The 21,410-nt window shown below is 46.9% G+C and carries 21 protein-coding genes and 4 tRNA genes; 7 read left to right on the top strand and 18 right to left on the bottom strand.

What is annotated here, in order from left to right:
• Nucleotides 1-165: 165 nt before the first annotated feature.
• Together LAT77_RS08095 and LAT77_RS08090 are read right to left on the bottom strand one after the other, a co-directional pair.
• Nucleotides 166-1,293 (bottom strand): M14-type cytosolic carboxypeptidase, encoded by a 1,128-nt coding sequence (locus LAT77_RS08095; RefSeq protein WP_290564055.1) that lies wholly within the window; start codon nucleotides 1,291-1,293, stop codon nucleotides 166-168.
• Between the two features lie 84 nt (nucleotides 1,294-1,377).
• Nucleotides 1,378-2,826 (bottom strand): glyceraldehyde-3-phosphate dehydrogenase, encoded by a 1,449-nt coding sequence (locus LAT77_RS08090; protein WP_290564049.1) that lies wholly within the window; start codon nucleotides 2,824-2,826, stop codon nucleotides 1,378-1,380.
• Between the two features lie 243 nt (nucleotides 2,827-3,069).
• Here LAT77_RS08090 and pyk point away from each other — a divergent pair, with 243 nt between their 5' ends.
• Complete coding sequence (pyk, locus tag LAT77_RS08085) at nucleotides 3,070-4,503, top strand: pyruvate kinase (protein WP_290564048.1); 1,434 nt, start codon at nucleotides 3,070-3,072, stop codon at nucleotides 4,501-4,503.
• A 21-nt stretch (nucleotides 4,504-4,524) separates the two neighbouring features.
• Here pyk and LAT77_RS08080 read toward each other — a convergent pair whose 3' ends face one another.
• The 3 genes from LAT77_RS08080 to LAT77_RS08070 form a co-directional block, all read right to left on the bottom strand.
• Entirely contained in the window at nucleotides 4,525-5,370 is an 846-nt protein-coding gene (locus LAT77_RS08080; protein ID WP_290564047.1) for a DUF6279 family lipoprotein, read from the bottom strand.
• A 74-nt stretch (nucleotides 5,371-5,444) separates the two neighbouring features.
• Complete coding sequence (locus tag LAT77_RS08075) at nucleotides 5,445-6,290, bottom strand: LytTR family DNA-binding domain-containing protein (protein ID WP_290564046.1); 846 nt, start codon at nucleotides 6,288-6,290, stop codon at nucleotides 5,445-5,447.
• A 22-nt stretch (nucleotides 6,291-6,312) separates the two neighbouring features.
• A complete protein-coding gene (locus LAT77_RS08070; protein ID WP_290564045.1) occupies nucleotides 6,313-7,383 on the bottom strand; it encodes a sensor histidine kinase in 1,071 nt (356 codons plus the stop codon).
• A gap of 184 nt (nucleotides 7,384-7,567) precedes the next feature.
• Between LAT77_RS08070 and LAT77_RS08065 the strand changes: the two genes are divergently transcribed.
• A complete protein-coding gene (locus LAT77_RS08065; RefSeq protein ID WP_290564044.1) occupies nucleotides 7,568-9,322 on the top strand; it encodes a M61 family metallopeptidase in 1,755 nt (584 codons plus the stop codon).
• On the opposite strand, the gene LAT77_RS08060 is transcribed toward LAT77_RS08065, so the two are convergent.
• From LAT77_RS08060 to LAT77_RS08050, 3 genes are all read right to left on the bottom strand, one after another.
• A complete protein-coding gene (locus LAT77_RS08060; RefSeq protein WP_290564043.1) occupies nucleotides 9,319-10,134 on the bottom strand; it encodes a M23 family metallopeptidase in 816 nt (271 codons plus the stop codon). The genes LAT77_RS08065 and LAT77_RS08060 overlap by 4 nt on opposite strands.
• Entirely contained in the window at nucleotides 10,127-11,005 is an 879-nt protein-coding gene (locus LAT77_RS08055) for a 6-carboxytetrahydropterin synthase (protein WP_290564042.1), read from the bottom strand. The genes LAT77_RS08060 and LAT77_RS08055 overlap by 8 nt, the downstream gene beginning before the upstream one ends.
• A 75-nt stretch (nucleotides 11,006-11,080) precedes the next feature.
• The gene (locus tag LAT77_RS08050; protein ID WP_290564041.1) at nucleotides 11,081-11,746 is read right to left on the bottom strand and encodes a LysE family translocator; all 666 of its coding nucleotides are present in this window, start codon (nucleotides 11,744-11,746) and stop codon (nucleotides 11,081-11,083) included.
• 125 nt (nucleotides 11,747-11,871) lie between these two features.
• Here LAT77_RS08050 and LAT77_RS08045 point away from each other — a divergent pair, with 125 nt between their 5' ends.
• Nucleotides 11,872-12,789, top strand: coding sequence for a LysR family transcriptional regulator (locus tag LAT77_RS08045; protein ID WP_290564040.1), 918 nt, complete (start codon nucleotides 11,872-11,874; stop codon nucleotides 12,787-12,789).
• Nucleotides 12,790-12,870: 81 nt separating this feature from the next.
• Here LAT77_RS08045 and LAT77_RS08040 read toward each other — a convergent pair.
• From LAT77_RS08040 to LAT77_RS08000, 9 genes are all read right to left on the bottom strand, one after another.
• A tRNA-Leu gene (locus tag LAT77_RS08040) sits at nucleotides 12,871-12,957 on the bottom strand.
• A 36-nt stretch (nucleotides 12,958-12,993) separates the two neighbouring features.
• A tRNA-Cys gene (locus LAT77_RS08035) sits at nucleotides 12,994-13,067 on the bottom strand.
• A 16-nt stretch (nucleotides 13,068-13,083) separates the two neighbouring features.
• Nucleotides 13,084-13,159: transfer RNA gene (locus tag LAT77_RS08030), tRNA-Gly, on the bottom strand.
• A gap of 174 nt (nucleotides 13,160-13,333) precedes the next feature.
• Nucleotides 13,334-13,882 (bottom strand): CDP-diacylglycerol--glycerol-3-phosphate 3-phosphatidyltransferase, encoded by a 549-nt coding sequence (gene pgsA, locus LAT77_RS08025; protein WP_290564039.1) that lies wholly within the window; start codon nucleotides 13,880-13,882, stop codon nucleotides 13,334-13,336.
• A gap of 58 nt (nucleotides 13,883-13,940) precedes the next feature.
• A complete protein-coding gene (gene uvrC, locus LAT77_RS08020; protein WP_290564038.1) occupies nucleotides 13,941-15,770 on the bottom strand; it encodes an excinuclease ABC subunit UvrC in 1,830 nt (609 codons plus the stop codon).
• A 75-nt stretch (nucleotides 15,771-15,845) separates the two neighbouring features.
• Entirely contained in the window at nucleotides 15,846-16,511 is a 666-nt protein-coding gene (locus tag LAT77_RS08015) for a response regulator transcription factor (RefSeq protein WP_290564037.1), read from the bottom strand.
• Nucleotides 16,512-16,782: 271 nt separating this feature from the next.
• On the bottom strand, nucleotides 16,783-17,367 hold the full coding sequence (locus LAT77_RS08010; protein ID WP_290564036.1) for a hypothetical protein: 585 nt from the start codon (nucleotides 17,365-17,367) through the stop codon (nucleotides 16,783-16,785).
• A 41-nt stretch (nucleotides 17,368-17,408) separates the two neighbouring features.
• Nucleotides 17,409-17,714: a hypothetical protein gene (locus LAT77_RS08005; RefSeq protein WP_290564035.1), complete on the bottom strand. Its 306-nt coding sequence runs from the start codon at nucleotides 17,712-17,714 to the stop codon at nucleotides 17,409-17,411.
• A gap of 122 nt (nucleotides 17,715-17,836) precedes the next feature.
• Nucleotides 17,837-17,928, bottom strand: a tRNA-Ser gene (locus LAT77_RS08000).
• Between the two features lie 288 nt (nucleotides 17,929-18,216).
• Here LAT77_RS08000 and LAT77_RS07995 point away from each other — a divergent pair.
• From LAT77_RS07995 to LAT77_RS07980, 4 genes are all read left to right on the top strand, one after another.
• On the top strand, nucleotides 18,217-18,879 hold the full coding sequence (locus tag LAT77_RS07995; protein ID WP_290564034.1) for a Bax inhibitor-1/YccA family protein: 663 nt from the start codon (nucleotides 18,217-18,219) through the stop codon (nucleotides 18,877-18,879).
• Nucleotides 18,880-18,977: 98 nt separating this feature from the next.
• The gene (locus LAT77_RS07990) at nucleotides 18,978-19,361 is read left to right on the top strand and encodes a DsrE/DsrF/TusD sulfur relay family protein (RefSeq protein ID WP_290564033.1); all 384 of its coding nucleotides are present in this window, start codon (nucleotides 18,978-18,980) and stop codon (nucleotides 19,359-19,361) included.
• Nucleotides 19,362-19,372: 11 nt separating this feature from the next.
• Nucleotides 19,373-19,729, top strand: a complete 357-nt coding sequence (locus tag LAT77_RS07985; RefSeq protein ID WP_290564032.1) for a DsrE family protein — start codon at nucleotides 19,373-19,375, stop codon at nucleotides 19,727-19,729.
• 3 nt (nucleotides 19,730-19,732) lie between these two features.
• The gene (locus LAT77_RS07980; protein WP_290564031.1) at nucleotides 19,733-20,062 is read left to right on the top strand and encodes a TusE/DsrC/DsvC family sulfur relay protein; all 330 of its coding nucleotides are present in this window, start codon (nucleotides 19,733-19,735) and stop codon (nucleotides 20,060-20,062) included.
• A gap of 52 nt (nucleotides 20,063-20,114) precedes the next feature.
• Here LAT77_RS07980 and serS read toward each other — a convergent pair whose 3' ends face one another.
• The gene (serS, locus tag LAT77_RS07975) at nucleotides 20,115-21,407 is read right to left on the bottom strand and encodes a serine--tRNA ligase (protein WP_290564030.1); all 1,293 of its coding nucleotides are present in this window, start codon (nucleotides 21,405-21,407) and stop codon (nucleotides 20,115-20,117) included.
• Nucleotides 21,408-21,410 lie beyond the last annotated feature (3 nt).

Here is a 21,410-nt window from a genome sequence, read left to right as displayed (position 1 = left end):
GATGGGGTACTTTAAACTACCGGAACGCCGCGAGGATAGATGTTATCCGAGGTGGGTGAAGCCGAAAACAAGGAAATACCCCCTTAAAAGAAAAAATGCCAGTCAGCTTAACTGACTGGCATTAGCCGTTATCTGGCTCCCTTTTTAATGTGAATTGCGTGTGGTTTAACGCAAATCGTTGGCGACATCTAAGATCGCTTTCAATGTATCACGACCAAATTGACGAGAACGTGTGTCGGACCACTGTTGATAAGGCTCAGGCAGATCATCGTTATCTTTAAATGGCATTTCGATGGTGAACGCTAAACATTTAAAACGCTCGGCAACGGCATTACTTGCAACCGTTAAGTTCGCTGCGCCCGGCGCATCAACTTCGTAGCCATATTTCGTTTGGAATTCTGCAGTCGCTCTTAAATAAGCGTCTTTGAACAAGTTTTCTAACCGCGCGTGGCGCTCGTCATAAGAAGGTATTCCCTCAGAGCCAGCAACAAAGTTATACGGTAAGTTTTCGTCACCATGCACATCAAGGTACAAATCAACACCGATTGCATCCATCGCCTTCAGTACATGGAAGACTTCTGGACTGCGCTCGAGTGAAGGCTCTGCCCACTCACGGTTTAAGTTGACGCCAACAGCATTGGTACGTAAATGGCCGCGAACACTGCCGTCCGGGTTCATGTTCGGGACAACATAAAACACGACCTGATCCAGCAGTTGCCGAGACACCGGTTCATCTTCGTTGAGGAGGTGTTCGAGCAGTCCTTCAACGAACCACTCTGCCATCGTTTCACCCGGATGTTGGCGCGCAGTAATCCAGACTTTACGTTTTTTCGGACTTTCTTCGCCGATAACCAACAAATTCATCTCGCGGCCATCAAGCGTTGTGCCTAAGCAGCGTTGCTCAACCCAAGCTGACTGCTGAGCCCATTGAATTAAGTCAAGATGACGTTCCCAGCTATAAGGCACGAAATACGCGTAAAACACCGTTTCTTGTTCAGGTGTATGGGTAATCGTCACCTTCTTTCCATCAAACGAAGTGGGTACACGGAACCAGTGCTCACGATCATAGCTCGCAAACGAGTAATAATGCTCCCACCCCTTCGGATACGCAGATTCGTTTGCATTCTCAATGACCATCACGTGCTTGGTATCGACTTTAGCGAACAGCTTAAAGTGATACCATTGAAAGAATTCACTTTCATTATCCTTGCGAATCCGTAAACGAATGGTGTCAGCTGACGCGGCTGAAACCACTTCGATATTGCCGCTATCAAATGCGCTAGAAATTCTAATCATGTTAAGCCTCGTGCTTAATAACAACCCTTGCGGTGTAAAATTAGAAGAAGCGCCCAAAGGCGCTTCTTTTACGATTGAGTCTTATGCAGGGAGACTTGGAACGATCAACCCTGCCATGTCTTGTACAACTCGCAGCACCTGACAACTGTAACCAAATTCATTGTCGTACCAAACGTATAAGACGGCACGATCGCCATCAACGATCGTCGCCTGCGAATCAACGATACCTGCATAACGACTGCCGACGAGATCGGACGAGACGATTTCCGTTGAGGAAGTGAAGTCAATTTGATTCTGCAATTCAGAGTTTAAAGCGGTCGTCCGCAAAAATTCATTCAACGCGTCACGATCAGTGGTTTGACCTAAATTAAGGTTCATAATCGCCATCGAAACATTCGGCGTCGGCACACGAATCGCATTACCGGTTAATTTACCAGCAAGCTCAGGCAGTGCTTTCGCGACTGCTTTTGCAGCGCCCGTCTCGGTAATCACCATGTTCAGTGGCGCTGAACGCCCGCGGCGCTCGGCTTTGTGGTAATTGTCGATGAGATTTTGGTCATTGGTGTAGGCATGCACGGTTTCGACGTGACCATTGTTGATACCATACTGATCGTTGATCGCCTTCAATACCGGCGTAATTGCATTGGTGGTGCAGCTTGCAGCAGAAACAATCAGGTCTTCCGGCAAAATATCGCCATGGTTCACACCGTGGACAATGTTTTTAATGTTGCCTTTCGCGGGTGCCGTCAACAAAACTTTTGCCGCGCCCTTGGATTTTAAATGCAAACCGAGACCAGCCTCGTCTTTCCAAACACCAGTGTTATCAACGATGATCGCATTGTCGATTCCGTATTCAGTGTAATCAATCTGGTCAGGCGAATTCGCATAGATCACCTGAATATGAGTCCCGTTCGCCTTAATTGCGCTCTTTTCATGATCAACAGTAATTGAACCATTAAATGGACCATGCACTGAATCACGGCGCAATAAACTGGCACGTTTTTCCAAGTCACCTTCACCGCCACCACGAACGACGATGGCCCGCAGGCGTAATTTGTTGTTGCGTCCATTGCGTTCAATCAGTAAACGGGCCAGTAAACGACCAATTCGTCCAAAACCGTAAAGCACGACATCACGTGGCTCGACGTCGTCAGGCTTGCCAACGACATCAACTAATTCACGTTTTAAATAACTGACGACATCTTCTTCGCCTTGGCGTTTACCACCGAAATGATAACCAAACGCTAATTTGCCTAAATCAAGGCGTGCAGGTGCCATTTCCATTTCAGAAATCGCTTTTAAAAGTGGGTAACTCTCACGCAAACGTAATTTGTGCCCTTCGTGTTGACGAACTAACCGATGGGTCTTGATGATGTCGATCGTCGAGCCATTCAGCAAACTCCGGCCATACACCAGAATTTCCACTCCTTTGGTACGGTACAAGCGGCCAATCAGCGGCTGCATTAGCTCTGCGTATTCTTGGCGCTCTTCCCAGCTTTTCAATGTTGTCTCGTTATGCACGTCAGTCATTGTGAAACCTTTGTCAGTGTTTACGTGAGGTGAAAGAATCGTTGCAGTGGCAAAGCCACCTTACGTCCAAAATTCGGCCGCTATTGTACTGAATTTGTTGCTCTGCTACCAGCTGTAAATGGTATGACCGCAGCGGCTGAAGTCAGACTTTGCCGCACGAATTACTCATTAGGATTCATCCACTCGCAACAATCTCTGTGGTAGTATAGAGCGTAATATTGCTTGTTACAGAAGGTTTTCTCCATGCTACGTCGTACTAAAATCGTCACCACACTTGGCCCTGCGACTGACAAACCAGGTATTCTCGAAGCGCTAATCAATGCTGGCGCAAACGTTGTGCGTCTTAATTTCTCGCACGGTGCTGCTGAAGATCACATTAAACGTGCAGAAAACGTTCGGGAAATCGCTGCTCGCCTCGGTAAACATGTGGCAATTTTGGGTGATTTACAAGGTCCTAAAATTCGTGTCGCCCGTTTTCAAAACGGCAGCGTTGAACTCGAAAACGGTGCGCCGTTTTTACTCGATGCTGCTTTACCGAACGATGCCGGTAACGAACAACAAGTGGGCTTGGACTATAAAGATTTACCCAAAGATGTCGAGTCCGGTGATGTCCTTCTATTAGATGATGGACGCATCCAATTAACGGTCGTTAAAGTCGAAGGCAGTAAAGTGCACACTGAAGTCAAAATCGGTGGCAAGCTTTCCAATAATAAAGGGATTAACCGTTTAGGCGGGGGCCTTTCAGCTTCGGCGCTAACCGATAAAGATTATCGAGATATCGAAATCGCGGCACAAATCGATGTCGACATTCTCGCGGTTTCATTCCCGCGCAGCGGCGCTGATCTGCAATTAGCCCGTGCCCTGCTCAACAAGGCCGGTTGCGATGGTGCGATTTGCGCGAAAATTGAACGTGCCGAGACGGTTGCCACTGACGCTGCACTGGACGATCTGATTCACAACTCTGACGTCGTCATGGTTGCCCGCGGTGATCTCGGTGTTGAGATCGGTGATGCACAGCTAGTGGGTAAACAAAAGCGGATTATCCAACGCACCCGTGAATTGAATAAAGTGGTCATCACGGCAACGCAGATGATGGAGTCGATGATTGATAACTCCATGCCAACCCGCGCTGAAGTGATGGACGTTGCCAACGCGGTACTCGATGGCACCGACGCGGTAATGTTGAGCGCAGAAACTGCGGCCGGTAAATATCCAGTCGAAACGGTTAAAGCCATGGCGGATATCTGCCGCGGTGCAGAAGAGTATCCAACATTGCGCTTAAGCCGTGAGCGCGTCGAAGAAGCAGTAACCTCAGTTGCCCAAGCGACAGCCTTAGCCGCTATGTATACGGCAAATCATCTTGCGGGTGTAAAAGCCATTATTGCACTCACAGAGTCTGGTCATACCGCGAAACTGATGTCGCGAATCCACACCGACCTACCTATTTTTGCACTTTCACGCCACCAACACTCACTGAACCGGGCGAATTTGTACCGTGGTGTCTATCCGACCTACTTCGACTCAACCCAATCAGAGCCGAAAAACGTGCTGCGTGACGCCATTGAGCTTATCCGCGGCCGTGGTTTACTTGAAAAAGGTGATATGGTCATCATCACTCACGGTGATGTTATGGAAACCATCGGTAAAACCAATACCAGTAAAATTCTTCAGGTTTAGGCTTAAACCTGCGTCAGCGTGCTACGCCACACCGCGCTGACGCATCATGCCCCGCAAATCACGCTGCCAGCGCCGTAATTCTCGAGTGAGTTGACGTCGTTGGCGCTGATCGAGCGTATTCATGAGTGCAAGGACAAATGCGTAGCCGGCGTCTTCATTCTGTGAAATGGCTGCATTGAGTTGTTCGCTACGCCAGTCGTCAGGTTGCAGGAATAAACGTTGTAGAAGCTCATGATAGCCGTTGCTACCTGCAGGCAAGATTAGCAAATTGGTTAATCCGTCTAGCCAATGTAGCTGGTATTGGATCCACAATTCAGAATTATCGACACTGTCGCTTTGCCATTGCCGTGCTAATTGTTTTTGTGTTGAGGAGACACGGCCAAGGCTTGATTCAAGCCGTGCAATCATTACTTCAGACCGATCTGAATCTGGGTCGTCAAGGTCAACAAGCCGCTCTTCAAACCGCTCACGCCAATGGCTAATGAGAGCAGATTTTTGCGATTCACTCAGCAATTGAAAGAACCTATCCGCATAAGGTATAAGTGCTTGACGAGCATCCAACCAATACGATTCAGCCTGTTCAGCCCAGACCCGCAGTTGCGGTTCATCAATCTGGCCATTGCCAAGCGCTTCGTCGATTGCTTCTAACAAGTTAAGGTAGCGCGGCATTTCATTTTCAGCGTGCCATTGCAGAAACTGATCGAGATCGGCACGGACAGCACTGCGTTGCTCTCGCGTTAACGAAACCTGCTGGTTAAGTTGCCACGTGATCAAGGATTCAGCATAGCGATAACCTAGCTGCCGACTCGAGCAACTACTCAGAACGACTACACAGAAAAAAATAATGATCAGCCAACGCAGACGCATAAAAGTCCTTAAATAAGAAGCAATAAAAGCGATACGTTAGATAGCGATAAGTTGATCAACCTCGCGAATACGGGTCAAATTTGGCCGAGCACTAATTGTTTGATACGGTCTTTATAGCTTCGACTTACTTTGAGCTCTTGACCATTTTGTAATACGAGATGGTACTCACCATTTTGTCGGCTACACAATTTTTCTACTTGGCCTAAATTAACAATGGCAGAACGGTGAATCCGCTGAAACAAACGCGGATTTAACTCTTGCTCGAGTTCTTTCATCGTGCGGCGTAAAATGTGCGTCTGATTACCAGCGTGAATACACATATAATCGCCAGCAGCATCAATCCATTCAATCGAGTTAATCGCCACCCGCGTAATCTCACCACTGTCTTTAATCGCGATGTGTTCGGGGTAATGATCAACCGATGGTGCTTTACCTTCAGCAAGTAACTTAAGGATTTCTTCGACATCTTCACCCGTGATATCGGCGACGAGTTCAACCAATCGCTGTTGATGTCGACGTGATTGGTCAACGAGCACTTCTTCTTTTATCCGATCAAGTGCTTCAGCCAGTCGTTCTTCATCCACTGGCTTTAGAAGATAATCAATCGCACGAACTTCAAACGCTCGAATAGCGTAATGATCGTAAGCGGTGACAAAAACGACAGCCGGCATTTGGCTGCCATCAATTTCGTACTGTGCTTTCAGCTTTTTCAGAACATCAAAGCCATTGGTTCCGGGCATTTGAATGTCTAAAAACACCAAGTCCGGTTTTAACTCAATGATCTTATCGACCGCTTCGCGACCATTATTCGCTTCCGCAATGACCTCAAGAAAATCAAAACTTTCCAGCCGAATACGCAACCCCTGACGGGCTAAGGGTTCATCATCAACAATGATCGCACGAATTTTTTGTTGGCTCATACTCGTTTACTCAGACGCTGGATTAAGACTCGGCTTGTTGGAATGGGAAACGCAAACGGACCACGCACCCAGTCGGATCGTTAGCAGACAGAGTAAAGGAGAATTGTTTTCCATACAAGGCTTTAAGACGTTCACGCGTATTTTCCAAACCAACACCTGAACCGGACACTTTAACGTTATCAGGATCAAAGGGTTTTGGTCCGTTGTCCGCAACCTCAATACACAAGTCGTCGCCGACAATCCAAGCTTTGATCTCGATGCGGCCGTTCGCTTCCGTTTTCGCAATCGCATACTTAATCGCGTTTTCAATCAAGGGTTGCAAAATTAAACTCGGTACTAACGCTTTTTCAGCATCGGGGGCAATGTCAATGACCACTTCTAAACGCTCAGCGAAACGCACTTTCTCGATCTCAAGATAGAGCATCAGCGCTTTCAGCTCATTTTGCAAGGTAATACGCTTAATCGGCTCATTATCTAAAGAAAAACGTAAAAAGCGACTGAGCTTATTCATCATTTGATTCGCGTTTTTCGTATCATTCACCAAGATGAGCGTCGAAATTGCGTTCAATGTATTGAATAAGAAATGTGGGTTAAGCTGATAGCGTAACATTTTTAGCTGTGACTGATGCGCCATCGAAGCTGCAGTTAGCGCTTTTTGTCGTGCATCTTGAAGCAGTTGATAGTATTTAATAACAAAGTACAGACCGCTCCAAGTCAGCATGATGTAAAACTTAGCAATTGAATGCTGGAAATAGAAAAGTAAGTTTGTCGGACGATAACCAAACTTATAAATTTCCCAATTCGTTAAATTATCAATAACTGCCCAACTGGCAGCTGCAATATACGAACAGAGCATAACCACAAGAATTTGTAACGCCGGATGCCATGACCAAATAGAGCGATAGATGTAGCGCATCGGAACCGTTAGGAGGAAACCTGCATAAGCCCCGAGCAAAACAATAACAATCCATATTTCGCGCATTTCGTGCATGAGTGAACCCATGTACTGAACAAACGCATAGCCCAGCCAACCTGCAATTTGCATTAGCCAGAACAATTTATTTCGGTCTTCAAGCAATGAGCGCCAGTTCAAACTATATCCCCACTCTATTTTATTAACAATTTTTAAACATTACTCGACTATGTTAGCTGAATGCCCTTAAAAGTAACTGCCGTTTATCGGCTGAAAACCGGCATTAAACTCAATTGTCCCGCCATCAATGTCGCCACGGATTGTGATACACTCTTGGCATTGTCTTTAGCGCCGAGATTTGACTATGACCAAAGCCTTAACCTATCGAATTCAATGTGATCCGCTACAGCACTATTTTGACGTTCAAATCACCCTGCCATACCTACCGCAACAGACACAGTTTCGGCTACCCACATGGTTACCAGGGAGCTATATGATAAGAGATTTTGCCAAACACATCGTTGGCTTTTCGGTAGTTGGAACAACTGGCGCGCTCGATTACATTCGCCCTGACAAAAGTACCTGGGAAATACCTGCACATGACGGACAAGTGGTCATCGAGTATCGTGTTTACGCCTTTGACCTGTCTGTTCGGACGGCTTGGATTAATCATGAATTCGGTTTTTTTAACCCGAGCGCCGTTTGTCTGCAATGTCTGTCACACCATGGGCCACTTCATATCGAAATAGAGCTGCCGCATTCATCGCAATGGCAGATAGCGACTGGTTTAACGAAACAAACCGGCGCCTCCACTCGCTATCAAGCCGAAGATTACGACACGCTTATCGATCACCCTTTCCTGCTCGGTGAATTAACCGTTATTCCATTTAGTGCGGCTGGCATTCAACATGAGCTGGTTCTAGCCGGCAAACATTATGCCGATCAATCTCGTTTAGCAACGGACCTAGCGGCAATCTGTGAACAGCAAATTCATTTTTTTAATGGCAAGGTTCCCTTTCAAAACTATACGTTTTTAACCATGGTCGTCGGCGATGGGTTTGGCGGGCTTGAGCATAGAAACTCGACCGCCCTATTATGCGCTCGACATACACTCGAACCAAGGGGAAATGGCCAAGATAATAATGACTACCTAACCTTTTTAAGCCTCTGTAGTCATGAATATTTTCACAGTTGGAACGTGAAACAACTTCGCCCGAAGCTTTTTCATCCGTATGATTTACGAAACGAGCAGTACACCGAACAGCTTTGGTTTTACGAGGGAATCACGTCGTATCTCGATGACTATTTTGTCCACCACGCCGGGGCAATGTCGGCAACAACTTATGTACAGCGGCTCAGTGAAACCTTAACGCGCGCACTGCGTGGCAAAGGTCCGCAACGCCAGTCGGTGTTGGAGTCAAGTCGCATGGCATGGACGACGTTTTATCAGCAAAATGAAAACAGCCAAAATGCGATATCCAGTTATTACAGCAAAGGTTCAGTGATCGCTTTACTTGCCGATCTCGCCATCCGCAAGATTTCCAATGGTGCGCATAGCTTAAAAGACGTTATGAACGATCTCTATGTTCGCCATGCTGAGGACGGGACTTCACAGGCAGATTTAATCGCGAGTTTTGCTCGCTTCGGCGGCGAAGAATTGGCGGCAAGCTTAATGCAATGGTTGAGCAGTACGCAGACTCCCGCGCTCGAGCAGTGGCTGCAAACTGTTGGGTTACGTATCGCTCCAGCAGTCTCCGATCCGATTACCATGCAACCGAGCACTAAAACGGAAACCAATCTTCCAGTCAGTTTCGGCGCGGTACTGACAGATAAACAAAACCATTTCGAAATTACGCGTGTTTTCGAGGATAGCGCTGCTGCGGCAGCGGGGCTTAGCCCCAAAGACCGGATTGTCGCCATTGATGGAATTGAAGCAACGCGCGCTAATGTAACCAGAGCCATGCAACGCAGTCAACCTGGGCAGGTCATCACTCTCCACGTGTTTAGTTCCGATCAATTGCATGCTGTGGACCTAACTTGGCAAGCGCCCGTCGTCGATGGCTTCAGTTTAAGCATCGACGAACAGGCACGCGCAGCGACTTGGCTGCGCTTAGGTTAATCGCGGTCAGGCAAGAGAAGTTGCGGGTCAATCCGGGTATTTCCCCAGTTCATTCGCCAATCTAAGTGTGGGCCGGTCGCTCGACCGGTCGCACCGATTTCACCAATAAGGTCGCCCGGTGCAATTTCGTCACCCACATCGACATGAATCGCGTGCAGGTGCAGGAAGCTAGAAAAAATATCATGGCCATGATCAACAATGATGGTGCCGCCCGAAAGTACTAAGTCAGGTTCAGCTAAACGAACAATCCCTGCTGCCGGTGCATAAACCGGTGTGCCGGTCGGTGCTGCAATGTCGATTCCCCAATGTGGTGCTCGCGGCTCACCATTTAAAATGCGTTGACTGCCGTAGACGCCGGAAATTCGCCCTTCTGCTGGCCATATCCATTCTCCAGAAAAGTCTAAACGGTCGCTATTGACTGCACGTGCTTGAGCTATTCTGCGATTGTCTTCCGCGATTTGTGCTTGTACTTCAGGATCGGGTGTCACAGTTTGCTGCGGCAAGCCATCGACACGTTGAATGTCAAAGGTCCGGGTTTGAATCGCAAACGACTGCCGCCAATGCTCTCCAGCCGGTGTCGACACGGCGAGCACTATAGGGGCGGTATCGTCGCGACCAATACCGAAAACAAAATGACCACTTTCAGCGACTTTAAGCAGATCACCATTAAGCCGAACTTCACTGCCAGGTTGCGCTTGTCCAACCACCATGCCGCCTTGCACAAATTGACCGTTAATTTTTGGCTCGGCTGCATCGGCGGCAGACCACACCAAGACATTTAACCAAATTATACTGAAGAAAAACTTACGCATAACCGATTGCTCCTTTGCCAACACCCTCAAAAGCAATGACCTTAATTTCGTGTGTTGGTTCGTGTTGCTTAATTTCTTGCGCAATATATTCTGCGATACACTCTACGGTCGTGTCATTGCTCATGACTTCATTTTCTGCTGCCGGTAACACCAGCTCAAAGATACCCTGCTCGGCGACGTAGGAATAACAAACATGGCGATCACCGATCATATCTTTACCTATTGGACTTAAGGTCAAATGTTCCGGTGCTACGACATCTTCCGCGGTGCCAATGTAAATATCTTCCCAGCGCCGCGACCAACGTTGCTCCCACGCAGGGCTACGCATACCGTCAACAAACACTTGTATTGCCGAGCGATGCCCGTGAGCAATGCGCTGGCAATTTCCATCGTGTTTTTTCAGTCCATGGGTATAGTGATAATAGAAACTTGGAATATTCTCTGCTCGTAACTTCAATTCCAAGCCTTTGACATTATTTGGCAGCTCTTTCTTGATCACTGCATGCAAATACGACAGCGTCGCTTGCATATCGATTTCTGGAGCATCAATAAACGCGTACGCATCCGCTGGGCAAAACAAATGAATTGAATTCTGTGGACGCAAAAAATCAACCCAATAATGCGTTTCATTGCTGTGCTTTGTCACATGAGTGATGGGATTCTCGCTCGGCACGAGCAACTTGTGATCCACAGATTGGTCAATTATGGCCTTGATTTGCTTTTTTACCCGCCCGAAATCAAGAACCATGGACTGATCGTTCAACGAGCCATCCAGCATAATGTCGACAATCCAACTTTCACCCACGATTCCACGTTGCGGACACAAATAAGAAAAGTCGATGACGGTAAGATCGTTTACAAAAAGCTGCATGAATACGCCTATAAAATATCAAAATGAACGAGATCATTCGTTGTGCAAAGCTAACAGGTCGAGATTATAGCGTAATTACCCCAGTCGCCACCACTGCCAAACGAGATGGAATGCGAGCAGCCACAGTACGCCGCCCATAAAACGGTCAAACCAATACCCGTTGCGCAACAGAATCTCACGAATTCGCGTTCGGCCGAAGAGATAACTCAAGGTTGCAAACCAAATAAACGTCGCAGACGCTAAGTACACCCCATATCCGACCTTAATCCCCACTGGGGTCGATGGCGCGATGATGAAGGTAAACAGTGCCAGGAAGAACATGGTCGCTTTGACATTTAAACCGTTGGTTAAAAAGCCAATTGCCACTGCTCGACGGGCAGACACTTCCGCCTCGAAACCACTCACCTGAATGTCATCGATATCGCCAACTGGCGGCGATGAGCGAATAGCATTCAACCCTAACCAGAAGAAATAGCCGGCTGCAATCAACAGTAATAGTCGGTAGAGCCATGGTGTTTGATGTATCAACAGCGCAAGACCAAGAATTGAATAGGTTACGTGTACAAGTATCCCTAAACCGATGCCAAGGCTCACCCAAGTTGCGACCCGTGCGCCGTGACGCACACTGTAACGGCTCACCACCGCAAAATCTGGCCCGGGGCTAGCGACAGCAAAGGCGTGGGCAATCGCCATCGCAATGAATTCGGCAGCGTAACGCTGAGAAAAAAGTTCTTCGAACATGGGCTTCTTCTATGCAAGACAAGGACTTCGTTATTCTAGGCGTTATCCAAAACAGTTTAAATATCTAATTGCAACTTAGTAAACTTTCATCTACCATGAGTTAAACTCACACTGAAGTAACTATTATGAACTCGAATTCACTACCATCGTTGAATGCATTAAGGGTTTTCGAAACCGTAGCCCGTCAAGGAAGCTTTAAAGCAGCTGCGGCTGAGCTGGGTGTCACCCAATCCGCTATCAGCCGACAGATGTCTACGCTTGAAGAGCAGCTCGGTATTCGTTTGATTCAACGCGACAACCGCGTCCACGCACTCACGCCTGCAGGCGACGCGTTAGCGCCCGAGCTTTCACGTGTATTCCGTCAAATTGAGCGTTTAGTAAAACGCACCATGAAAAATGGTGACCAAGCGCGGCGTACGCTAACGCTTGGTATTAGCAGTGAACTGTTGCGTTGGTGGCTTGGGCCTTTATTGAGTGAGTTTAATCAACTTTACCCACACCTTGAATTACAATGTGTGCAGGTTCCTGAGTATCTCAGCCGGCAAAATGAAGGGCCATTAACCCATGAAATTCTGCACGGTGAATTAGATGCCCTATTAACGTTCTCTGCTCCGGCACAAAAAGCCATCGTCAATTGGCGCTTAACCGAACCCCGATTAATTCTGATTCGACCTACGTCTGTTCCCGTGCCGAACGAGGAAAATATTAACGAATACAAGTTTGTCGCTGTGAATACCAATAAAGACTGGGACCGTTGGAACCGGGCTTATGAGGGTAAAATTCCGGCCGAAAATGTACAGTTTGTCAATAACACCAGCATGGCCGTTGAGCTTGCTCAATTTACTGGCCGCTTAATGTTATTGCCGGAATGTTACGCAAAAGCAGCAACCGAAGGCGACCTCGTTGAAGTGCCAGGCTTTAGTCTCGACGGTAAACACGGTTTGCACATTTCCGTTCGCCGTGAAAGCCAGCGTGAAATGGCGATTGTCGCATTAATTAATTGGATGCGTCATGTCGTTGAAACGGTCGGCAAAGAAAAATAAATCGGTGAACAAGGATGTTCGCTGGTCAAAGACTGATACAAATTTTATTCAAAAGGGATTTGCTGAAGCGAACGTTAGAAATGGTGCCCGGGGCCGGACTCGAACCGGCACGACCGTTAAGTCGAGGGATTTTAAATCCCTTGTGTCTACCAATTTCACCACCCGGGCTTATTCGTAGGCACGATTTCTATTCGTGTTTAAAACTGGAGGCGGGTCCCGGAGTCGAACCGAGATCCACGGATTTGCAATCCGCTGCATAGCCATTCTGCCAACCCGCCTGGGTTGAATAAAGCTTGGAGCGGGAAACGAGACTCGAACTCGCGACCCCAACCTTGGCAAGGTTGTGCTCTACCAACTGAGCTATTCCCGCATTTGCTTTATTGCTACCAGAGCGCTGCCCCAGTGGCTCGCCATTCTACCTACCCTTTTATTTCAGTCAACAGAAAATTTCGTTTTTTTGACTGTTTGCTGATTTTTTGGCTAGTTCGCCGCATTCCTGATCAAGTTTGGTTGAAAATTTCATCAAGCTCAAGTTGATAGCGATTTAACTGTCGTGCGTTAAGTCCGACCAAGCGGCGGTTAAATAGATATACATCGACCAAAAAGTTAGAATCGCGGCAATATAAAGCGCGATCGTCCCTAAAGCAATGACAAAGGCGTTGGCACTCCACAGTAAGCCCGTTAGTGCAATCATCTGCATCGTCGTTTTCACTTTACCAAGTGACGACACAGCAACACTTTCACGTTTGCCAATTTCTGCCATCCATTCGCGCAAAGCCGAGATAATGAGTTCACGGCTAATAATCACCAGCGCGGGAATCGTAATCCACAGGGTATTGTGGTATTCGACGACAGCAATTAAGGCAGCCGCAACCATGATTTTGTCAGCAACGGGGTCAAGAAATGCGCCGAATTTGGTATGTTGCTCTAGCTTTCGCGCGATATAACCATCTAAACCATCCGTGATCGCCGCTAAGACGAATACCAGTGCAGCCCAAAAATGTGCGTTATCAATTGGTAAATAAAAGACCACCAAAAATACTGGTATCAATAAGATTCGAAATGAGGTTAAAAGATTTGGAATGCTCCACATACGTTGGTTTCTCGTCTTCTATCATTAAATAAGCACTTATCGAACTCATTACAAAACTTTATTCGTCCCGCAATGCATAGTAAATCGTTTCGGCCAAACTTCGGCTAATACCCGGCACGTTAGCGAGCTGATCTATACTAGCGCCTTTTACCTGTTGTAATCCACCAAGATATTTTAAAAGATTTTGCCGACGTTTTGCCCCTACCGCTGGAATTTCTTCAAGTGTCGAAGTCTTCTTCACTTTTGCGCGCCGCTGCCGATGGCCGGTAATAGCAAATCGATGGGCCTCGTCACGGATGTATTGAATGAGATGTAAACCCGGATCGTCCGCCGGCAGATGGATCGTTTTACGTGAGTAGCCAAAAATCAGTGTTTCTAAGCCGGGTCGTCGACTTTCGCCTTTTGCAACACCGAGTAAAATCGGTGGTTGCGGCCAGTTTTGGAAATATGCCTCAGCTTGGGTTAATTGGCCTTTACCGCCGTCGATGAATAACACATCGGGTACATTCTCTTTTTCAATTGCGTTCTTATACCGTTTCTCTAATGCTTGGGCCATTGCAGCATAGTCATCTCCAGGCGTAATTCCACTGATGTTAAAACGCCGATAATCTGCTTTGCGCGGACCGTTGCCATCAAAAACCACACACGACGCAACCGTTTGTTCGCCCATCGTGTGAGAGATATCAAAGCATTCCATCCGTTCTATCGCTTGTTCAGGCTCAAGGACTTTGGTCAGCGCCTGCAATCGGCTTTGCATCGTTGATTGCAAGCCTAGCTTGCTTTGCACTGCGTTCATGGCGTTTTTAGTCGCGAGAGTCAAATATTGTAAGCGTTCGCCACGCTTTGGCTGGAGGATGCGGCAACGCACATCAATTGCAGCCCGCAGCTGTTCCGTTAAAGCTTTACTGTCAATTGTTAATGCTGGAATAATGATCTCGGCGGGGATACGTTGACCATGGTTTTGATTCAAATAATATTGCAATAAAAAGGACTCTAAAATTTCCTCATTACTACTATATTGTGGCACTTTCGGAAAATAGCTTCGGCTTCCTTGAATCGCATTCTGACGGACGGTTAATAGATGTATACAGGTGAACCCTGATTCACGATGAAAACCGATGGCATCAAGTTCATGCTGCGCACCACTCACCGCGTTCTGCTCCTGCACACGGCGCAATGAAGTGATCTGGTCACGATACATAGCGGCTTTTTCAAAAGCTAAATCTTGGCTGGCCTGCTCCATTTTAGCCACTAACCGTGTAATGACGTCTGAGTTTTTACCTTTCAAAAACAATTTGGCTAAACGCACCTGTTCGTCGTATTCAGCTTCATCGGCGATACCAACACAGGGTGCCAAACAGCGCTTTAATTGATGCTGCAAGCATGGTCGACTGCGTGCTTTGTAATAACTATCGTCACATTGACGGACGGGAAAGAGTTTCTGCAACAACCGCAGACTTTCACGCACCGCGCTACCATTGGGGAAAGGACCAAAATACTCCCCCTTCTCCCGCCGCACTCCTCGATGATAGGCAATTCGAGGATGTTGGTGATCAGTAATCAAAATATACGGATAGGACTTGTCATCGCGAAGCAAAACGTTGTAACGCGGCAAATACGTTTTAATGAAGCTGTTTTCGAGGATTAACGCTTCAACTTCTGAATTCGTCACTGTGACGTCAATTTTGGCGATGTGACTGACGAGAGCTTGGGTTTTTACGGAGTCTAAATTTTTGCGAAAATAGCTGCTGACGCGTTTTTTCAGATCTTTCGCCTTGCCCACATAAATCACCTCACCCTGACCATCGTACATCCGATAGACACCAGGCTGGTGGGTTAAATGACGAATAAATTCTTGTGACTCAAACTCATTATCGGGCGTATGCATAAAACCGTGAACTAATAACGTTGCTCATGACCGTAAGACTATCAGAACACGGTTACAATGTCTGCTGCGGGCTAGCTAGGCTAAAAAATCACCATCACTGCCATCTACTTCTGCTTCAATCAACCCATATTTAATTGCAATATGAGCTAATTGGACATCGCAGCGAACGTTTAGCTTCTTATGTAAGCGATAGCGGAATGTATTCACAGTCTTACGTGAAATAAACAGATCAGCAGCAATACGAGCTACCGACACACCGGTACTAATCATTTGAAATATTTGATTCTCTCGTTTACTCAAACGACTAATCACGGGATGCTCAGCGCCATGTTTGCGAAATCGACGTACTGCTCGATTGACATCGGGGGGAATATACTGGTGGCCTAACTTAGCGATTCGGCACCCTTTATGAATTTCGTCAATTTCTGCTTCATGCAAAAAGTAACCATCCACATCGGCTTTATTCAACTGATACTGCATCGCTGAACGTAGCTTTTCGCACCATAAAAGTATCTTTATATGTGAGTTACATTCTCGTAATGCACGAATTAAAGATTTTGTTTCACCACCTAAGTAATGCTCGTCTAAGATCAATATCCGAGCTGTGCGCTGTCGTACTAACTGTATCAACGCGTTACGATTTGGTGAAGCAGCATGAACTTTCCATTTAAGCGCTTGAAGTTCAGCTATTAACCCTGATGCTCGAATTCCCTGCGGCAGGGCAACAATCACGTCTGTCATAACCATTTTCCTTGCTTTATTGTTAAAGTTGAAGCACTTAACTCCTTAATGTGCTGTTATTTTTTAAACAAAAGTTTAACGACGGTCAATATTTATTCACATATTTTTCACAAAAATTTCACATTTATTTCATCTAAAGCTCACGAGTTAATCATCATGACATTGCAGTATAAGTGACCAGAACGCTCATGTAAGTTGCTAAAACGTAAGCAATAGCGCAAAGCAGTACCGCGCACGCGGTACTGCTCAGTGACGTCAAACAAAGGGTTTGTTAAGCGATAAATGTTTTAGGCTTCATTAAATGAATCAAATCGGCGAAGCTATTTGCCATTGGCGCAAGGCGAACTGACTCGCCGGTGACCTCAGCGATCTTGAGCGCCGGAATGACTCCCATCAGTTCATCGTCATTATGGATGAGGAGAAAGTTTGCATTAGCTTTCTGCAGGGTGACATCAACATCACCAATAGTGGCTTGATTGAGATGCTTGAATTCAACCGCGGGCAATTGCGCCAATGGCGTGAAAAGTTCGCTTACTTCAATCTCGTCATGGGTGACACGCAAATCATGGGCAAGTTGAATAGCTTTTCCACTGGTTAAGTCCTGCACAGCAATAAGACCCACACGGTTGCCGCAGCGATCGGTCACCCACGCATAGCGCACGTGCGCTGCACGTAACACCTGTTCAGCTGCTGTTAATTTCGTGCTGCTATCAAGATGCAAGCTGCCTTGGTATTGCAGTGGCTCAAATACGTGTAATGCATTTGCATGCCAATCTAACAGGGATTTTAAAGTTTTACGTTCAGTAAAAGGCTGAGAAGGCTGAATGGTATAAGCCAATGCATGATAATTAGACATGGTTGTTCTCCAAATAAATCAATAAGGGTAAAAAGTTTGATTTAGGAGAAACTTGGAGGAGCGCGAATATTCTGGGTCCGAAAACAACGGAGTGAGGGTTCAAGAACAAGTGCATAGGTCAGATCTGCACACGGTTTACCCACTACTGCCGCAGAGCTCGCCAGCGGATCATCACTTTCATCACTCTCTTGCTCAACTTGCGGCGCAACGTCAACAGAGACAGACGCTTGCGGCATTGTCCAATGGCCACTGCCATTCGCTGTTTGCCATGCACTCTCGTGGGTAACCGCTGCAGAAGGCAGTGTCAGCCAAGAAAGTAATGTCAGCAATAGCAATTGACGAGCCACGGTGTCTACCCTATTTTGGTGTCTTCCTATTTAAATACGCCCGAACGAGGGAAACTTCAAGTGCAGAATGAAAATATAAATACAAAAAGCAAAAACCCGCCAGAAGGCGGGTTTTTAGTATTTGGCGGAGAGGGAGGGATTCGAACCCCCGGTAGGGATGAACCTACGCCTGATTTCAAGTCAGGTGCATTAAACCGAGCTCTGCCACCTCTCCGAATTGTTTGCTGCGTGCATCGCTGCGAACGAGGCGAATATTACGGATCTGAATTGTGCTTGTAAAGTAAAAATTTAAATGAATTGATTCGTTTGCTGTAATTTTATCCAAACCCGCCGATTTTCGGTCGTTAACATGCCGATTTTACTTGAAACACACCTAGTGAAATGCGGTATAGTAGAACCAATGAAAAATAACGTTATCTAACGATATAGCTGGTTTTTGAATAGGCAGTGGCAACGCTGACGTCAACAGCGATACGAGTTAAAACAACTGGAGAAGCAATCTATGAATAACCCAACTGTGCATACCGCACGTGATACCCACGCCGTAGAGGTGAATAAGGTATTACGCAATACGTATACACTACTGGCCATGACCTTGGTGTTCAGTGCAATCATGGCGGCCGTTTCTGGCATGATGAATTTGCCGCACCCTGGTCTCATCATTACGCTAGTTGGTTTCTATGGCCTACTGTTTGCGATTCACAAAACGGCAAATAGCGGCATGGGGTTGGTCCTTACGTTCGCGCTCACCGGTTTTATGGGATACACCATTGGTCCATTATTGAACTTCGTTGTTGCGTCTGGCGGCAGTGACATCATAATGCTCGCAATGGGCGGTACCGCGCTGATATTCTTCTCGCTTTCTGGCTATATTTTAACGACGAAAAAAGACATGTCGTTCCTCGGTGGCATGATGGTGGCAGGTTTTGTCGTTATTGTAGTCGCATTTATTGCGAACCTATTCTTGCAATTGCCTGCCCTACACCTTGCCTTGAGTGCACTTTTCATTTTGTTCTCAGCGGGTGCAATCCTGATGCAGACGAGCGCGATTGTGAATGGCGGTGAGCGTAACTATATCTTAGCAACCGTTACTTTGTTCGTGTCGCTCTACAATATCTTCATCAGCTTGATTAATTTATTGATGGCGTTTACCGGCGACGATTAATCGCAGGTTAAGTGTCATTAAAACCTTAACGCCTCGAAGTTACTCTCGAGGCGTTTTTCTATATACTTAGCTTATTGTCGAATCAGCACGAGAAAGCCATGCAGTCGGTGAATGCCAGTTATGTCATCCTCATTACCCATGCTCCTGATCAAACCGAAAAGGCTCTTCAGGCGCTGGATTCTGTGCGTCAATTGCTGGTTGAACGGGGTCGCATTGAACAAATCTTTTTCTACGGCCCTGCGGTCGCTTATGCCAATTGTTTTCTTGACTATCCATCCGGCTTACCCAATTTGCAGCAGCAGTGGCTCAACATCGCGGCTGAGCAGCAAATTCCCTTGATCGTTTGTTCAACTGTCGGCAGCCAATACGGGTTAAACGCTCTGAGTCCACCGGAAGGGAATCTACAGAATGGGTTTTCCGCTGGTGGCTTAACCGAATTTGTCAGCACCCTCGCGGGTGTTGATCATTTGCTACAGCTGTAATGGAGAGTGTCATGATGTCGGCCCCACTTGCGTTCATTTTCAATCAGTCTCACTTACATGCTAGCGCGCGTCAGGGACTTGATATGCTGATGATGGCGGTGACGCTTGAGCAACCCTGCTTAGCCTTTTTTGAAGGTGATGCCATAAGCCAATTGCTCGCACCAGAAATCAGCCAAATAGACCCGTTGAAAAAAATGCTCATGCTACCTGACCTATTTGAATTCGAAGCCTTTTACGTGTCAGCAGAAAGTCTGGCCCAATCACCATGGTCGGTCGCTAATTTTCGTGTCCCTGTAAACGTAATCAGTGACGCGGAAAAGTCCAACTTGCTCGCATCCTGCAAACACATTATTCGATTTGGTAACTAAGTCATGTTTGAAGTCAACGGTCGTCACTACGCAACGGACAAGCACGAGTATTTAGCTGATTTTTCAGAATGGAATGAAGAGCTTGCTTTGCATATCGCAGAGCTCGAAGCGATTACCATGACCGCTGAACATTGGGAGGTGGTCAAATTTGTGCGATCCTTTTATGAGCAATATGACACATCACCAGCGATGCGGGTCTTAGTGAAAGCTGTAGCCAAGTCGCTCGGCGAGGAAAAAGGTAATAGCCGCTATTTATATCGCTTGTTTCCGAAAGGACCAGCAAAACAAGCCTCACGCATTGCTGGTTTGCCCAAACCAGCGAAATGTATTTAAAAAAAAGCCGATGATTGCAGTCCAATCATCGGCTTCCTCATTCGCTAAGTTATTATACGCTTAAGCGCTCAACGCCCGCCATATACGGCCGCAACACCTCAGGAACAACCACGGAACCGTCTTCTTGTTGGTAATTCTCTAAAATCGCAACTAAAGTACGCCCTACCGCCAAACCTGAACCATTTAACGTATGCACGAGCTCAGGCTTCTTCGCGCCCTTCCGCCGGAAACGCGCTTGCATTCGACGCGCTTGGAAATCGCCCATATTTGAGCACGAGCTAATTTCGCGATAGGTATCTTGTGCTGGTAACCAAACTTCTAAGTCATAAGTTTTACACGCGCCAAAACCCATATCACCGGTACACAGCAATACTTTACGATACGGAAGTTCTAACAGCTGCAGTACCTTTTCGGCATGACCTGTGAGTTCTTCTAGCGCAGCCATTGAGTCTTCGGGTTTAGAAATATGCACAAGCTCAACTTTGTCAAACTGATGCTGGCGAATTAAGCCGCGGGTATCGCGACCATGCGAACCCGCTTCGCTGCGAAAACAAGGCGTGTGCGCGGTCAATTTGATGGGCAAGTCTGCTTCATCATAAATTTCATCACGTGCCAGATTGGTCAGCGGTACTTCCGCTGTCGGTATCAAAGAAAGTGGCACCGCGTCTTGGCTTTCTCCTTCGACGTGGAACAAATCTTTACCAAACTTGGGTAATTGGCCGGTACCATACAGGCTGTCATGATTCACTAAGTACGGCACATACGTTTCGGCATAGCCATGTTGCTCAGAATGCAAGTCCAGCATAAATTGCGTTAACGCACGATGCATGCGCGCAATCCCACCTGTCATGACAACAAAGCGCGCGCCTGTGAGTTTAGTCGCTTGTTCAAAGTCCAAGCCATTCTGTAGTCCAATGGCAATATCGACATGATCTTTTGCTTTAAATGTAAAACTCGTTGGCGTACCAAAACGACTGACTTCGACATTTTCATTTTCGTCAGCACCATCGGGCACAGCTGCGTCGGGCAGGTTCGGGACACCAGCAATAATGCTTTGCAACTGCGCTTGGATTTCTTGCAATTCAACTTTTGCCGCTTCCAGTTGATCACCTAGCGAACCGACTTCAGCCAATAACGGTTCAATATCTTCACCGCGAGCTTTTGCTTGGCCGATCGATTTAGAGCGAGAGTTACGTTCACTTTGCAAGGTTTCAGTTTTCACCTGAACATCCTTACGACGCGTTTCTAACGCTTTCAGCGCTGCCACATCAAGGTCAAAACCGCGACGCTTGAGTTGAATGGCGGTTTCCTCTATTCCTTCGCGGAAATGCTTCGCATCTAACATGTA

It is taken from the genome of Aliidiomarina sp., assembly GCF_022565475.1.
In the GTDB taxonomy this organism is placed as follows: Bacteria; Pseudomonadota; Gammaproteobacteria; order Enterobacterales; family Alteromonadaceae; genus Aliidiomarina.
Note: the sequence above shows the minus strand (reverse complement) of the source record. Positions and strands in the feature narration are given on the sequence as shown.